Source organism: Nitrosopumilaceae archaeon, from assembly GCA_035631875.1.
Classification (GTDB): domain Archaea; phylum Thermoproteota; class Nitrososphaeria; order Nitrososphaerales; family Nitrosopumilaceae; genus TA-20.
This window is the reverse complement of record DASQHX010000011.1, coordinates 345,799-361,015: the sequence shown is the minus strand read 5'-3', so window position 1 is coordinate 361,015 and position 15,217 is coordinate 345,799. Positions and strand designations below refer to the sequence as shown.

Below are 15,217 nucleotides of genomic sequence, written 5' to 3'. Positions count from 1 at the left end.
GATTTTTATCTAGATAGTAGTTAGCTATAGTTTAACACATCAACTGATCCGACTGCCAAGTCAAGAAAGTAGAGTTTTCCATTCCAGACCTGCATGTCTATTGGAGCATATGCTAGTCCATAGTATATTGGAACGATCTGTCCTTTTGGAGCTCCACTTGCAGGATCCGTTATAGGTGGAGCTGTACTTGATGGCAAGAGTGCTGCAATAAAGCCAACTCCATAATCACCAAAGAAATATGCTCCCTGTAGATTTGATGATGTGTAACAGTTTGCACTACAGTGGTAAAATACACCTCCTGTGAGAGCTTCAAGGCCAGCAGTAATACCTGTCTGTGGTTCCATTCCCTGGTGCGGATACCAGTATACTGGTGGTTTATAGTTTACCAAGTTTTGTGGATTACCAAATGGTGGTGCTTCATAGTTTGGCCATCCAACGTTACTACCAGCAGTAGTAAGGTCCTCAATTCTTTCCCATGTATTGAAACCTGGATCAGATACATACAGCTTGCCTGTCTGGGAATCTATATCAAATGAAAATGGATTTCTTACACCATAGCCCCAGATCTCTTTTTTGATTGATGTATCAGTACTTGATGCAAATGGATTGTCACTTGGAATTGAATATAGTTTCCCACTAGCATCAGGAGATGCAAGTGGAGTGATTCTGAGTAACTTTGCCTGTAATGTTGTCAGGTCCTGTCCTGGAGTATACAACCAGCCATCACCTGTTGATATGTAGAGGTGTCCATGAGAATCAAACTCTAGATTACCTCCGTTGTGGCCATCTCTCCAGGCCAAAATGTTGCCAAGTACAAGCTGCTCACCTACAGATGTATCAGCTATAATATTTCCAGTAGTAGGATCAGTTGTAGCATGGTATCTTATAATCTCTGTAAAGTTTGATCCTGATATGGTTCTTGTAATGTCCAAGTAGACATACTGCGAGGATATAGAGTTTTTCCAGTTTGGATCAATGGCAATTCCTAATAGTCCATTGTCTTCAGGTCCTGTCAAAAGATTTGGTACTCTCACAAACGGTACTAGTTGTCTTACAAACTTGCCGTTTGTATTTTTAAATACGATTACCTTTCCAGAATTCTTTTCAATAACCATAAATGCCCCAGAACCATCTATACCAGGACCGTTATCTGGAATAAATGCAAACCTGTCTGGTAAAACAAGGCCTGACATTGATGTTACATTTTGAACCTTGTATGTAGGAGTGGTTGGATCAGTAACAGAAAATGAAACAGATTGTGTATTGCCCTTTCCATCTGAGACTTGAATAGTGTGACTGGCAATTGTAGCTCCACTTGGTATGGTGAAACTTCCTCCAAAGTTGCCCCCAGAATCTGTTGTCATAGAAGAGATCACTGTACCATCAAACTTTATTGTAACAGCAGAACTTGCTGCAAAGCCATTTCCTTGGCTTGCTGGAATCATTACCTGAGATCCTGCATGTCCTGATGCTGGATAGATAAACACATGTGGTGTGACTGTAATGCTCTGTGTAGCCATATCGTTTGTCGTGTCTTTGGCGCTTATGGTGTGGGTGCCTGCATCAGAACGCGGTATAGAAATTATTGCAACAAAACCACCGTTAGAATCAGTTGTTACTACTAATGGAATGGCAGTACCAGTACCTGTATTTACTTGACCCACATCCAAGGCAGCACCATCATATGAGAAAGTAATTTGCAAATTTGGTGCAAAATTACTGCCTGTAACTCTAACTCCAGTGCCCACATTGGCAGTACTGGTGTTAAGTGATATGGAACTTGGAGGACCTACAGTAAATAGAGCAAAATGTATATTGGTTCCATCTGTTGCTTGGACCTTGTGTGAACCATTAGCAGAAGAAGGTACAGTGAATTTTGCAGTAAAACCTCCAGTAGAGTTGGATGTTGCTGTGGCAAGAGCTGTTCCATCCCATGTCAGTGTGATGGTGTGATTTGGTGAGAATATTTTATTGGCACTAGTCACTGATATACTGGTCCCTACAGGTCCTCTTGATGGAGAAAGTGTTACTGAGATATCTTGGTAAACTGCAGTCAGTTGTGTATCACTTGATATTGATATGGGTCTTGGATCACTTGTGGTACCATCTTGCCAGTGGTTAAATGAATAGGTACCAAAGCTTAGTGTTACTGCTACGGTATATTGTGCTGCGTTTGTTAGATTAAATTTGACTGGAGTAAAACCTGATTCTAATACTTTGCCACTAGCCTGATCGTTTAGTGTACTAAACATTCCTAAAAGTGGATCTCCTGTTGTTAATTGTGAGGTTACGGTCAGTTTACATGTAGTACATGTACCAGGTGTAGTTGCAGATGCAGTGTTTGATGGTGAGCTTGTTCCAACTGAATTTATCGCTGACACTCTGTAAGTGTATGTTGTACTTGCTGTAAGACCAGTGTCAGAATATGTTGTTGATGTACTTGCTGTATTTGATTGAACAGTAGACCAGGTGGTGCCACTATCAGTTGATCTTTCAATTTTATAACCGGTGATTGCAGAGCCACCGTTATTGCTTGGTGCAGTCCAGCTCAGATTAATTTGTGATGATGATGCAGTTGTAGCTGCAAGTCCTGTTGGTGGTTGTGGTGCAATAGCTGTAGTAACAGTACCTGATGCTTTTAGCTCAATTGCAACATCATCCCAGAGATCACCCCCTCCACTTGCAGTCCAGCTACAAGTGACCGTACCAGGTGATGATTGTATAGTTGAGCTTGATGCGCCAGTGATTGCATTTGGAATGTTGAGATCCCATTGTTTAGTACAGGTTGGGGAACCAAGTGTTACACCGCCATAGATTGACGGAGTGTCTAGTACCCAGCTGTTTGGGTTTTGTGTTGTTATAGATATGGTAGGGCTGCTTCCAGTACCGCTATTGTGGTTTGTTGTACTGGTAGGTATTGGAGTGCTCTGATCTATTCCAGAGAAAGAATATGCGCCAATTACCGCTGATGTAGAACCAACCATTGTAACAACAATGTTTCCAGTACCAGTTGGATTTTTGAGGTACCAAAATTCAGCATCATTGTTAAAAAATGAAGATACTTTACTTGTTAAATGTACGCCTCCAAATGTAACTGAGGCTACGGCATTATTGTTTGCCTCTACACCAACAACAAGTACACGATTGGTTCCAGTTCCAGCATTAAAGTTGGCAAGTGTGATTTGAAATGGCGCTACAGATACCGTTCCAGATGTTGTCTGGATACCGTTTAAGACAATGGAATTTGACGTAGTACCAGATGTATTTGCAGATGCAGTGTTTGATGGGGAGCTAGTACCAACTGCATTGATTGCAGATACTCGATACATGTAGGTTGTACTTGCAGCAAGTCCTGTATCAGAATAAGTTGTAGCTGTGTTTGCTGTATTTGATTGAATAGTAGACCAAATGGTGCCGCCATTGGCTGATCTCTCAATCTTGTAACCTGTTATTGCAGAGCCACCGTTGCTTGTAGGTGCAGTCCAGGATAGATTGATCTGTGATGATGATGCAGCTGTAGCTGCAAGTCCAGTTGGTGGTTGTGGTGCAGTAGATGCGGCACTTGTAGTTGCAGATGCAGTGTTTGATGGGGAGCTTGTTCCAACTGAGTTTATCGCTGATACTCTGTAGATGTATGTGGTGCTTGCTGTCAGTCCTTTATCAGAATATATTGTTGATGTGTTTGCAGTGTTTGCTACTGTTGTACTCCATGTGGTTCCACCATCAGTTGATCTCTCAATCATGTAACCTGTAATGGCAGAACCGCCGTTGTTTGCAGGTGCAGTCCAGCTTAGGTTGATCTGAGATGATGATACTGTACTAGCTTTAAGTCCTGTTGGAGATTGTGGAGCTGTAGCTTGAGGAGATTGAGTCGTTGCAGATGCAGTGTTTGATGGGGAGCTTGTTCCAATTGAACTTACTTCTGATACTCTGTATGTGTATGTGGTACTAGCTGCAAGTCCAGTATCAGAATAAGTTGTTGCAGTATTGCCAGTGTCGGACACAATAGTGGACCATGTAGCACCGCCATCAGTTGATCTCTCAATCATGTAACCAGATATCAACAAATCAGATGATGCTGTCCAGCTAAGGTCAATTTCAGAGCTTGAGACTGCTGTGGCAGTAAGATTTGTCGGTGGTTGCGGTAGAATACCTATTTGTGCATTTGCGTACTGAATAATTGAAAATGACATAAAAAGAGATAAAATAATCATTCCATAAAAAAACAGAAAGATTTTTTTCATAATATATTATTGTGAGATATGGGCTATCTGATTATGCATAAAAACTACCATAATACGGTTACATAACATGACTTCCGAAAATTATTATCTATTTAAACAATCATTGCCTAGATACAACCAATTATTTTACCACTACTAGCATCTATTCTCACTTTTTTGATATTATCTTTTAAAAATCCAACATTATATTCAACTATCCACACTTTTTTCTCCTGAATTATGTTTTTAAAACTCATAGTAGTATATGATTGCTTAAGGAATTCCCTAGCAATGACTATTGCCTTTGTGGCATCAATCTCTAATAACGTAATTTATAATAATATTTGTTTTATTAATTCGTATTATGACAAACTTCTGTAAAGAGGATATTCATAATCAAACCACTTGATTCATCTAGTATTTTCCTCTCCATCTCTAGATTGCTAATAATTTGTGTTCACCACAAAGTAACATTGTTTTGTATCAATGTTCAATCACTATGATCATGCTTGAACTTGGACATGTCATTAAATTTCCTATTATGAAGTGTTTTGCCTTTCTCGGTCAAAATTATCACCTCAAAGCGATCTTCATCGATTTCTCTTTTTATCAATTCCATCATTTCCATCCAATCCAGATAAAGACGGCATTTGTCATATCCCAGATTACATTTGGTTGCAATGTGTGTTTTTTTCATTTTGTTATTATAGTATAACGATATGACAAGTCGCCTTATTATGCCCCAATCTATTCTTTGGAGTTCTTTTTTATCTCGTATTTTTTGTATCGAATAGTTCACGCTCCTCATTTTCAAATTAATCTATTATGCAACGAAAATAATTATCGTAATAAAGTGTTGCGTATACTTTCCATCATTCCACAATTCTATGTTATCTTATAGAACATCACATAGTGTGATTTATGCGTAAAATTAATTTATGATTACTTTTTTACACAGAAAAGATGCCTGTTTTTAATTGTGGGGAAAGAGTACGAATAATTGAGCCAGAAAAAAAATCAAGTGCTGTCTATCGTATCAGAGACATGAAGAAAATCAGAAACGGTGGAACCTTATATTTATTAAAATCACTTGAGGAAAATCCCGTATTACGATTACATTATGAGGGTAAAGAAGCCCTTCTTGAAAGAATTTATTAAAATACTAAATGATCGCATTTATAATCAAAGACCTTGAAAAATAGAACAATTTTCAATAACATTGTTCCCTCAAATTAAATAACTACAATGTTCATAACAATTGACAATGTCAACTATTCAGAAAAGCTTAGAGGCAGAAAAATTATGCAATTCAATATTATCAGTCAATAAAAACATCCAGTCTGTTACTGTCATCAATAAAAATGGGAGGCCTATAGAAAACATGACAAGAGAATCTACAGACATAATCCCCTATAAAGAAAACGAGATGCTCTTGATGCAGTGTGCATTAACAATATCTATGGGAAGAGATTTTGATGAGTATCTTGGCCAGATAGGATATACTTTTGTTGCTAGAAAAAATTTGTCAATGTTCTCTTTTCCATTAGATAATAATGTGATACTTGTTACAAGTAAGGCAAACATTAGCCCCATCTCTATTGCAAGAAAGATAATGACGACTATAAATGAGAACAATACAGTACACTCAAGTTGAATCTGTATTGAATTTCAAATCAATGAAAGTATTACACGTGTAAAAAGCCAATCCTAGCAAAATTATCTGTGATCATAGTTAAAAATCAAAAATTATAACATTCTTTTAGAACTAACTTCTATATTATTTAAAAAAAGCGGCATTGATTAAAAAACATGCTGCATATGGACAGAAAAAGAGCAGAAAAAATAGCAGAAAATTTTCTACAGCAGTATCATTCTACAATCACAATTGAATCTGTCTTGTTAGAAGGTGAGATTTGGGTAGTTGCAGCAAAAATTGGATTAGGGAATAAACGGATCAGAAGAATATCCATAGACGCAAACAGTGGACGGATTTTAAGCTATACCGACAGGGAAGTAAATAATAAAAATCACATTATAAAAAAATCTCTAATATCATTGTCTATAGAAGATGCATTACGCAGAATAGGAGATCCTACATATGAAAGGGTAATTCAAAAACTCTATGAAGATTATCATTGTTATTTGCCTGATTGTTATGAATATCCAGAATACCTAAACAAGGTTCTCAAGGAATTATTTGGTAGCAATTTCAAAGACATTGTAGAAGCAATCAAAACCAGCCTTAAAGATTTAGCTGAACAGAAACCTGTTACAGATTTTCTTACTGCCATATCAAAATGAGAAATTGCAAACAAATCTTGAAAAATTAAAAATATACCAGTTCCTGTTTCAAAAATACATAGTGCGTCTTCTCTTTTATTAGAATTTATGTGATAGAGAATTTTTCTAATTTTATGAAAGATACTTACTAATTTTTTATTTTATTAGTCCACTTGTATGCATATACAAGATTGCATTTACAAAGTCCTGCTCAGTTATTTCACCACCTACGACCCATTTGGCATTTTTTGTTATCCAAGACGGAATATGACTGCCTTTGATTCCCATATCAGAGAGAAGTTTCGAATCTGAAACTGTAATTGCTGAATTTCCATCCCATTCTTTGATATCAAGCAACAGATCAGGCGATATTGTGGTTTGCAAATTTTGTGAAATAATAACAGGATTAGTTACAACAGAGGTTTCATTTGAGTATGATATATTTTGAGTTCTATTCAAGATCTTGTTGTTTGTTTGATTTTTAAAAATTTGTACCGATGTTTGTTTTCCATCAAGTACGATATTGGCAACCCCCCACGCCACGTTATTGTCATCATTTAGATCAATTGTACGCAAAATGTAACTACCAACTTTGAGATTAGGAAAATATGCCTCTCCTCTAACATCTACTTTGGATTCAGAAATTTTGTTTTCATTGTTGTCGTATAATTGTACCACAAAATCCCCATCTGATTTCGAAACTTTTTGAAGCTGGGATTTGTAGACGGTGGCAATCAGTGGTGGAGTAACAGGTGGCCATGGTGTCACGATTTTGATATTATTTGACATACCTGGTAAAATATTGACTGGAGAGTAACTATATGATAGATTGGTTGCAGTTAAAATGTTGGCAATATAGTGATCATCATTTGTAATAGTAGGCTGTAACCAAAACCTAATGGTGTTTCCCTCCTCGTCTGTTGTACTAGGAGTCCAATATTGATACGTTCCATTACTTGATTTTACTATTACCGTTGCGTTGTTTATTGGAGTAGTGTTATCGTTGTATAAAACAGTAAAAAGAACACTTCCTGAATTTGGTATGACAAGTCCAAGTTTTTCGTTATTATCCTGTAGATGCACATAGCCAACATCAGCATACATACTGCTTGCATATACTTCGACTTTGTATTGATATCCAATTGGTAAAGAAACTTTGTACGGGTTTCCTGACATTGAGTCAATTGTTTTAAATGGAATTTTTTGGTTGTCTTGATATATCTTCAAGACCATTCCATGATAATCTGTCATCTCACCCCCCATAGATTTCAAATCAATTTCAAGTGTACCTGTCTGTTGTCCATACGATGTTAATGGTATCAGTAGAATTAAAATAAAAATAGGTATGATTTTAATTCCTATTTCCATTTTTTTTACCTACACATTCAAAAATATGCTCTTCTTCTTTTCTAACTGGAATTATTTTACCGCAAGTGCTACAAGTGATTTTTTCATCACTTTCAAGTATAGACATATAGCAACTTCCCATGAGTTGTTTTGTTCATTATTTTATTTATGATGATAGTCTAAATGTTCCTAAAAAATATCATAGTACTATTTTATTGAGAAATGTTCCACAATTTTTATTTAATTTAAAATAAATTTGATAGTAAAACTGTAGATAAATTTGTAAATGAATAATTGACCAGATTCTGGTCTGAACATCTTGCTACAGATTCAATCGTTAATCAGTTTTTATCAGAACTTTGTTACATAGAAATCATGAGCAATTTTTATTATTGAAAACTACATTATATAATTTAGAATGGGTTATCATTACTGTCCAAAACACAATGGAGAATGGGAATGTGATCAGAGTCTTTGTAGCGGCACAGAAAAATACATGTTTTGTCCTAGATGTGCCTGGATAGAAGCGGGACTAGTTGTGAAAAGATAAATGATCTAAACAGACCTAGAAATTAAGCACAAGTTTCATTTAGTGAAACCATGGTTTATGCATAGAACTAAGAAAAAATGCTGTGACACGATCAGAACATGTGGAGTTACTTCCCGATGAATCAGGATGTAGCCTTGAGTATCCTGTTACAGCATAGGAACTGATAATATTAAGAAGAATAAGATATAACGAGGAATATTTGTTCGTCTTTTGTGAAGAAGAAAAACAGAAAAATTCTGATGATTATAATGGCTGTTGGGTTTGGAGCCATAATGGTAGGAAGTTCAACTGTGGCATTATTTGGCGGTTTTGGTAATCCAAAAACGGCTCAAACTACTGATACTACAATAACTGGTACACCTGCAGATAATTACAAGGACAAGGACCGTCCAACATTTTGTGAAACTAGTGATGCAAAATCTAACAAATACATAACAGAATTCAAGATTCCTACTGCATGTACACAACCATTAGGTATAACGACAGATCCAAATGGAAATGTCTGGTTTGCTGAATCAAATACAGGAAAAATTGCCAAGTTTGATCCTTCCACCAAAAACTTTACAGAATATGCAAATCCATTATGGCAATCACATGAAAAATCAATGATGTGGGGAATTGGTTATACACCTGATGGAAACTTGTGGTATACAGATTCTGGACACGGTCTAATTTGGAGATTCTCTCCTACTGATACAAAATATGCTAATTTCAATTATCCAAAAACACCTGGTCAAAGTGAAGCATTTCCTCAGATGCTTGTCACAAGCGGTAAAGAAATTTTAATAAATGATTTTGTAGGAAGAAAAATAACATCTTTTAATTTAGATCAGGTTGGTTCTACCATAGATTATTCAACAATATCGTCTCCAGGAAATTACAACTTTACTAGCGACATGGCAGTAGATTCTAATGGAAAAATCTGGTACACAGTTTGGGTATATCAACAAGGAGGAAATCTGGTAAGATACGATCCCCAAACAGGCAACAAAACTCAATTTAATCTTCCTCCAGGGATTTTGGCTCCAAATGGAATATCAATAGAAAAAAATGGCAAGATATGGATTACCGATACTGCAAGTAGTATGTTTTTTAGTTTTGATCCACAGTCACAGCAATTTACAAGATTTATCACTTCAACGCCTATAGAGTCCTCATATGGCAATGCGTCAGGGTTGATAAAGACACCAATTTCTAGACCATATTGGAATCAGATTGACGACAGTGGCAGAATCTGGTTTAATGAGCAGGTAGCAAACAGAATAGCTGTTTTTGATCCTGCAAAAGGCACCCTAGTAGAATATCAAGTTCCTTCTGCAAATTCAAACTGGTCTGACTGTGGAGCCTTACAAGATTGTGGAGTAGCTCAAGTGCTTGATTTTACAACAAGGGATGACAAGGTGTGGTTTACAGAATGGGTTGAAAACAACATTGGTTTTCTAGATCCAAAGGTACCGCTCCCAGCGGATGTGAATGTAACTCCAACAGATATTACTCTTCATAGAGGTGAGAATTCCACAATATCATTTACAATAACTCCAAATGAACAAATCATAGATCCTGTTACGATAGTTACATCAAATACTGCAAATACTAATGATCTTATTGTTTCTAGTAATTCCCAAGTAACTATGACAAATCAGCCAAAGACTGTTTCAATTAGTATTTCTGCAGATAATTTTGCATTTACAGGAACATACAAAGTTCTAATTGGTGCACGATATCACGAAGTTACAATATCAAAGTATGTGACAGTCACTATAAAATAAGAAGTGATTCCAAAGATTGATTCCAGTATAGGGATCTTTGCATACAGTACAAATTTTGAAGGCATTGGAGGGAAAATACGAACAAATCAAGAGGATTTTTTTGTATCTGAAATTTTAGATCAGAGAACATTATCTAAAATTTCCCAGACCGGTAGTTATGCAGTATACAAGTTAAAAAAATATGGAATTGATACAAATCATGCTCTTTCTGAGATTTTGAAAATTCATGGGATAAGACTGAAGGCGTTAGGACTAAAAGATGCTAGTGCTACAACCGAACAATTTGTGTGTGATACAAGTACCTCTAAATCACCTGAAAAATTCATCACCAACAGATATGATCTTACGCGAATAGGGTTTGTTACAAAACCATTTACAAAAAAAGACATGATTGGGAATCATTTTAAGATAAAAATCCAAGATGCGGATTTTACAAAAATTGATAATTTTAATGAATATGAGAAGATTTTAAACTTTTTTGGATATCAGAGATTTGGCAGTAAAAGACCAGTATCTCATCTCATAGGAAAAGCAATACTACAAAATGATTTTGAATTGGCAGTTCATCTACTTCTTTCTTTTAGCTCAGAATATGATTCAGTTGAAAATAATAAAATAAGAAAAATGCTTGAAGACAAGTCAAATTATTCAAAAGCTTTACAAGAAATACCCCATCAGATGGATATTGAAAGAATAGTACTTCATGAAATGGTGCAGTATGGAGATGCCATCAAGGCCATAAGAACAATTCCTCTTTCTCTGAGAAGATTTTTTGTTCAAGCCTTCCAGTCTTATGTATTCAATTGTGTAGTAAGTCAAGCTTTTGAGTATGGCGAAGAATTATTTTTACCAAAAGAAGGAGACGTTTGTTTTGATAAGAAAAACGATCTTGGAAGATATCAAAATGATCCAGACCAAAGGCTTGCAATACCTCTAGTAGGCTATTCTTATTCTAAAAAAAATAGATTTGATTATCAAATTTCCCAAGTTTTAGAAAAAGAACAGATTCATGCAAAAGATTTCTTTTCAAAAGAAATGCAAGAGGTAAGTAATGAGGGGGGATTCAGACAAGCTACAATAAAATGCGAAAGTTTTTCCACATTAGAGCCATTTGTAAGTTTTACATTGTCTCGAGGCTCGTATGCAACTATTCTATTGCGTGAGATAATGAAACCTTCAGATCCTATTGCTGCAGGTTTCTAAACTTTCACCATTGCCTACTTCATTTAATATTTATATTGAAAAATTTAAAATTAAATTATGTTTGATGAAGTTTTCACTAGAATAACAAAAGCACAAAATTTTCCAGACGGTTATGATTGGATTAATGTAAAGGAACCCCTTTCGCTTGAAAAACTAAAAGGTCAGATAATAGTGTTGGATTTTTGGACATACTGTTGCATAAATTGTATGCATATGCTTCCCGCCTTAGCATCATTAGAGAAAAAATATGAAGGCAAACCGGTCATTTTTATTGGCGTACATTCAGCAAAATTCTTCAATGAACAAGACAAAAAAAATATCGAAAGTGCTGTTGCAAGATATGAAATTTCCCATCCAGTAGTCGTAGATAGGAACATGTCAATTTGGCGTAAGTACGATGTTAGTGGATGGCCTACAATCATTATCATAGATCCCAATGGAACTATAGTTTACAAACAATCAGGTGAAGGCCAAAAGGAATCAATTGAAGATACTGTAGATGTACTTTTAGAGAAACATTCCAAAACAGGAACTCTTGCAAGAGAACCTTTCAATATAGAATATAAAAAATCACAGAACAAGGCAACACTTTCCTTTCCAGGAAAAATATCAATATCCAAAGGTAAAATCGTATTGTCTGATTCAAACCACAACAGAATCATTGTTACCAATCTTTCTGGCAAAATCGAACACATCATAGGAAGTGGGAAGATTGGATTTTCTGATGGCAGTTTTGAAACTGCAACTTTTTTCAGGCCACAAGGAGTAGTATGGAAAGATGATTCTGTAATAGTGGCAGATACTGAAAATCACGCCATAAGAAAAATAGACGTGATAAACAAAAAAGTCATCACCCTTGTTGGGACAGGACGTCAAGGTCCGTGGATTTCACAAGGTGGAAAGGGAAAAGAAATTTCCATCACATCGCCATGGGATGTGGCACAAAAAGGTAATCTAATTTTCATTGCAATGGCAGGAAATCACCAGATTTGGACATATGATATGGAATCAGGTATTGCAAAACCATTTGCTGGAAATGGATATGAAAATATTATCGATGGTGAAAAACAACAAGCACAACTTGCACAACCAAGTGGGCTTTCTATATCAGGAACCAAATTATATTTTGCAGATAGTGAAGTCTCTGCAATCAGAGAAATTGATCTAGAAACTAATCAAGTAAAGACAACAGTTGGTCACGGATTATTTGTATTTGGGCACAAAGATGGTCATGTTGATGAAGCATTGTTTCAACACCCATTAGGAGTATATGCATCAAAGAACAAGATCTATGTTGCAGATACTTACAACTCTGCAATCAGAGAAATTGATCTAGAAACTAATCAAGTAAAGACAACAGTTGGAAAAACAGAAATGAATGGAATGTGTAGATTAGATGACCCAACATGTGATTCCCTTGGTCTTTATGAGCCAAGCGATATAGAATTATTCCAAGATAAGATGTACATTACCGATACAAATAATCATTTGATTAGAGTTTACGATATGAATTCGAACATACTACAAACTCTTGAAATAAAGAATTAGATTAGAATTGTTGTATCTTAAATAATTTTATGTGGTAGTTATCCTAATGTAATAATTTAACGAATTACCACCACGGTGGTCTTTTGTTGTGTTCAGAGAAGTATTCATTATATACTACACAAAGTTTACGGCCATCAAGTATCTGAAATACATATAACACAAAATATCCTACAACTAATGCAGGAAGAAAATAAATGGACGTAAATGATAGAACCGAGGTTTTGATTCCTATCAAATAAGAAACACCGAGAGTGGAAAGAAGTAAAGACAATACAAGAATTCCTGTGCCTCTAGCAATTTTTCCTATGTAAATATGTCCAATTCCTTGCAAAGAGACAAGTCCTAACACAACTGCAAGAACAAGTGTTGTTACCTCACTTTTATAAGTGACAATAGTTTCATTAACCGATTTAGTTTTTCCTGGTGTTTGAATTGTTGATATGTTATGACCTGATTTAGTTTTCTCTATTTTTTGTTTGTTTTTCAAAATGTTTTCTAGTTGAGTGTTTAATCTCTTTATGTCAGCATCTAGATTTTCAACTGAGTGTGATTCAGTCTGTATCTCTGTTTGTTCATCTGTGACCATCTCATTTGTATATAATAAATTATCAAGATATGTTTTATCTGAAGAATAAAGATCTTTTCCCTTCTCAATCCTATCTAGTATGTATTCTAACCTAGCTGCATCTCCAATTCCTTGCTGTATTAATCTATGAATTGATTTAACTAATTCATATGCCATATTACTCAAGTCCTCTTTCAAGTAGATATAACTGTAACATCAAATAATTCATATTATCTTGCATGTGCATTTCTATTCATTATTTACTTTAAAATCATTAAGTCCAGATAATTTGTAAGTCGAGAAATTTCGCCCCTAAGTGATTGTATGACCTGATCACATTGTACAATTTCTAGCTGCATAGGATTAATCTTGGTTTTGTATTCTGCAAGCTCTGATCTGAGTGAATCAATGTCATTTTGCTGATTCTTTGTAGTAAGTTCAAGTTTGGTTTTGTATTCTGCAAGTTCTGATCTGAGTGATTTAGTGTTCTGATCATATCGTATAATTTCTAGTTGCATAGGATTAATCTTGGTTTTGTATTCTGCAAGCTCTGATCTGAGTGATTTAGTGTTCTGATCATATCGTATAATTTCTGGTTGCATAGCATTCATCTTGATTTTGTATTCTGCAAGCTCTGATCTGAGTGATTGTATTACTTGCCGATATTGCAAAATTTCATCAGACATGTTTTGTTGTCTATTATTTACAAGTGGATCTTCAATTATACTTGTAATCATTTCTTCTCTTTTACTAGGTTTACTTGTCTTCTCCATACTCCTCACTTGAAATACGGTTGATTGTGTTGTATTCCTGTTCTTTGTTTGCTGTATACTTTCCTCATTGAAATTCATTGTATCGTTAGAAGTGTTTCTAGTTACATCCTTTTGCATCCAAGGTAATGTTTCTCTTCTAATTGCAGATGATTGTCGTTTATTATTTTCTTTTGGTGTAAACTTTACTTCAAAAATTTGTTCAAATGTTTTCTCTTTAGATTTTTCTACCAACACAACTAACTACTCCATCCGTAAAGGCAAAAAGTGAAATTCATGGTTACATGTACCAACGTTGGATATTCATAAAAATATGCTCTACCAAAAATGGAAATGGCATTATGGAATACAAACCATGAGAGGGCTTTTTTGAATTGTATGTATTGCGAGTCCCAATTCAAGATTTTTATAATTCAGGAAAAAAGATAACGAATGTCATAATTTGACTCAGTACTTTCAATGTATCGTAAAATAAGCAGAATAAAGATTTAAGATCGTTATATGATAGAATATTATGGAAAAGGCGTATATCCTCATAGGCTGTGAACTTGGATCTGAAAACGATATTGTGTCAAAACTTTCAAAAATGGACAAAGTCAAAGATGCAAGAATTGTATATGGCGATTATGACATTGTCGTAGAAGTAGAAACTGAAACCGAAGCACAGATGGATAGTATAATAACAAAAAAAATTCGCAAATTAGACAAAGTAAGATCAACTATGACTTTGGGAATTGTGAATTAATTTCGATATTAACAATCCCACTACAAAAACAATTATTCCTGCAATCGCAATCCATTGTCCGTTTGTAATCCAGTGAGGATTTGAATACATGAAAGATGATTTTGGGCCTATTATAGACTGTCCTTGTAGAAAAAACACTATTCCAGAAATCGCAATAATTATTCCAATTCCAATCAGTAGTTTTCCTATTCTCATTATTTATTCTATAAATAATAGC

Annotated in this window: 14 protein-coding genes; 7 read left to right on the top strand and 7 right to left on the bottom strand. The window is 35.2% G+C overall.

Features of this window, described 5'->3' with window-relative positions:
- Positions 1 to 20 precede the first annotated feature (20 nt).
- The gene (locus VEU72_09090; GenBank protein HYL67284.1) at positions 21 to 4,193 is read right to left on the bottom strand and encodes a fibronectin type III domain-containing protein; all 4,173 of its coding nucleotides are present in this window, start codon (positions 4,191 to 4,193) and stop codon (positions 21 to 23) included.
- A 520-nt stretch (positions 4,194 to 4,713) separates the two neighbouring features.
- Positions 4,714 to 5,022 carry a winged helix-turn-helix domain-containing protein gene (locus tag VEU72_09085; protein HYL67283.1) on the bottom strand — a complete coding sequence of 103 codons (309 nt, stop codon included), beginning with the start codon at positions 5,020 to 5,022 and terminating at the stop codon, positions 4,714 to 4,716.
- A 164-nt stretch (positions 5,023 to 5,186) separates the two neighbouring features.
- Between VEU72_09085 and VEU72_09080 the strand changes: the two genes are divergently transcribed.
- The 3 genes from VEU72_09080 to VEU72_09070 all read left to right on the top strand — a co-directional run bounded on the left by VEU72_09080 (position 5,187) and on the right by VEU72_09070 (position 6,524).
- Entirely contained in the window at positions 5,187 to 5,381 is a 195-nt protein-coding gene (locus tag VEU72_09080) for a hypothetical protein (protein HYL67282.1), read from the top strand.
- 106 nt (positions 5,382 to 5,487) lie between these two features.
- Positions 5,488 to 5,877 (top strand): hypothetical protein, encoded by a 390-nt coding sequence (locus VEU72_09075; GenBank protein HYL67281.1) that lies wholly within the window; start codon positions 5,488 to 5,490, stop codon positions 5,875 to 5,877.
- A gap of 164 nt (positions 5,878 to 6,041) precedes the next feature.
- The gene (locus VEU72_09070; GenBank protein ID HYL67280.1) at positions 6,042 to 6,524 is read left to right on the top strand and encodes a hypothetical protein; all 483 of its coding nucleotides are present in this window, start codon (positions 6,042 to 6,044) and stop codon (positions 6,522 to 6,524) included.
- A gap of 135 nt (positions 6,525 to 6,659) precedes the next feature.
- On the opposite strand, the gene VEU72_09065 is transcribed toward VEU72_09070, so the two are convergent.
- Positions 6,660 to 7,871 carry a hypothetical protein gene (locus VEU72_09065; GenBank protein HYL67279.1) on the bottom strand — a complete coding sequence of 404 codons (1,212 nt, stop codon included), beginning with the start codon at positions 7,869 to 7,871 and terminating at the stop codon, positions 6,660 to 6,662.
- Positions 7,855 to 7,977 (bottom strand): hypothetical protein, encoded by a 123-nt coding sequence (locus tag VEU72_09060; protein ID HYL67278.1) that lies wholly within the window; start codon positions 7,975 to 7,977, stop codon positions 7,855 to 7,857. Before VEU72_09060 ends, VEU72_09065 begins: the two co-directional genes overlap by 17 nt.
- A 635-nt stretch (positions 7,978 to 8,612) precedes the next feature.
- Between VEU72_09060 and VEU72_09055 the strand changes: the two genes are divergently transcribed.
- The 3 genes from VEU72_09055 to VEU72_09045 are packed head-to-tail and all read left to right on the top strand — an operon-like array spanning position 8,613 to position 12,920.
- On the top strand, positions 8,613 to 10,169 hold the full coding sequence (locus tag VEU72_09055) for an SMP-30/gluconolactonase/LRE family protein (protein ID HYL67277.1): 1,557 nt from the start codon (positions 8,613 to 8,615) through the stop codon (positions 10,167 to 10,169).
- A 3-nt stretch (positions 10,170 to 10,172) separates the two neighbouring features.
- Positions 10,173 to 11,372: a tRNA pseudouridine(13) synthase TruD gene (truD, locus tag VEU72_09050; protein HYL67276.1), complete on the top strand. Its 1,200-nt coding sequence runs from the start codon at positions 10,173 to 10,175 to the stop codon at positions 11,370 to 11,372.
- A 57-nt stretch (positions 11,373 to 11,429) separates the two neighbouring features.
- The gene (locus VEU72_09045) at positions 11,430 to 12,920 is read left to right on the top strand and encodes a thioredoxin-like domain-containing protein (protein HYL67275.1); all 1,491 of its coding nucleotides are present in this window, start codon (positions 11,430 to 11,432) and stop codon (positions 12,918 to 12,920) included.
- A 64-nt stretch (positions 12,921 to 12,984) separates the two neighbouring features.
- On the opposite strand, the gene VEU72_09040 is transcribed toward VEU72_09045, so the two are convergent.
- Both VEU72_09040 and VEU72_09035 read right to left on the bottom strand, forming a co-directional pair.
- A complete protein-coding gene (locus VEU72_09040) occupies positions 12,985 to 13,662 on the bottom strand; it encodes a hypothetical protein (protein HYL67274.1) in 678 nt (225 codons plus the stop codon).
- A gap of 83 nt (positions 13,663 to 13,745) precedes the next feature.
- Entirely contained in the window at positions 13,746 to 14,492 is a 747-nt protein-coding gene (locus VEU72_09035) for a hypothetical protein (GenBank protein ID HYL67273.1), read from the bottom strand.
- A gap of 277 nt (positions 14,493 to 14,769) precedes the next feature.
- On the opposite strand from VEU72_09035, the gene VEU72_09030 reads away from it, so the two are divergent.
- Positions 14,770 to 15,000 (top strand): Lrp/AsnC ligand binding domain-containing protein, encoded by a 231-nt coding sequence (locus VEU72_09030; GenBank protein HYL67272.1) that lies wholly within the window; start codon positions 14,770 to 14,772, stop codon positions 14,998 to 15,000.
- On the opposite strand, the gene VEU72_09025 is transcribed toward VEU72_09030, so the two are convergent.
- Positions 14,971 to 15,195, bottom strand: coding sequence for a hypothetical protein (locus VEU72_09025; GenBank protein HYL67271.1), 225 nt, complete (start codon positions 15,193 to 15,195; stop codon positions 14,971 to 14,973). The genes VEU72_09030 and VEU72_09025 overlap by 30 nt on opposite strands.
- Positions 15,196 to 15,217: the final 22 nt, after the last annotated feature.

Excerpts from the sequence above, each read along its gene's own strand:
- VEU72_09075 (HYL67281.1), top strand. The coding sequence starts at position 5,488 with ATGTCAACTATTCAGAAAAGCTTAGAGGCAGAAAAATTATGCAATTCA.
- VEU72_09070 (HYL67280.1), top strand. The coding sequence starts at position 6,042 with ATGGACAGAAAAAGAGCAGAAAAAATAGCAGAAAATTTTCTACAGCAG.
- VEU72_09065 (HYL67279.1), bottom strand. The coding sequence starts at position 7,871 with ATGGAAATAGGAATTAAAATCATACCTATTTTTATTTTAATTCTACTG.
- VEU72_09060 (HYL67278.1), bottom strand. The coding sequence starts at position 7,977 with ATGTCTATACTTGAAAGTGATGAAAAAATCACTTGTAGCACTTGCGGT.
- VEU72_09080 (HYL67282.1), top strand. The coding sequence starts at position 5,187 with ATGCCTGTTTTTAATTGTGGGGAAAGAGTACGAATAATTGAGCCAGAA.
- VEU72_09025 (HYL67271.1), bottom strand. The coding sequence starts at position 15,195 with ATGAGAATAGGAAAACTACTGATTGGAATTGGAATAATTATTGCGATT.
- VEU72_09040 (HYL67274.1), bottom strand. The coding sequence starts at position 13,662 with ATGGCATATGAATTAGTTAAATCAATTCATAGATTAATACAGCAAGGA.
- VEU72_09090 (HYL67284.1), bottom strand. The coding sequence starts at position 4,193 with ATGTCATTTTCAATTATTCAGTACGCAAATGCACAAATAGGTATTCTA.
- VEU72_09045 (HYL67275.1), top strand. The coding sequence starts at position 11,430 with ATGTTTGATGAAGTTTTCACTAGAATAACAAAAGCACAAAATTTTCCA.
- VEU72_09030 (HYL67272.1), top strand. The coding sequence starts at position 14,770 with ATGGAAAAGGCGTATATCCTCATAGGCTGTGAACTTGGATCTGAAAAC.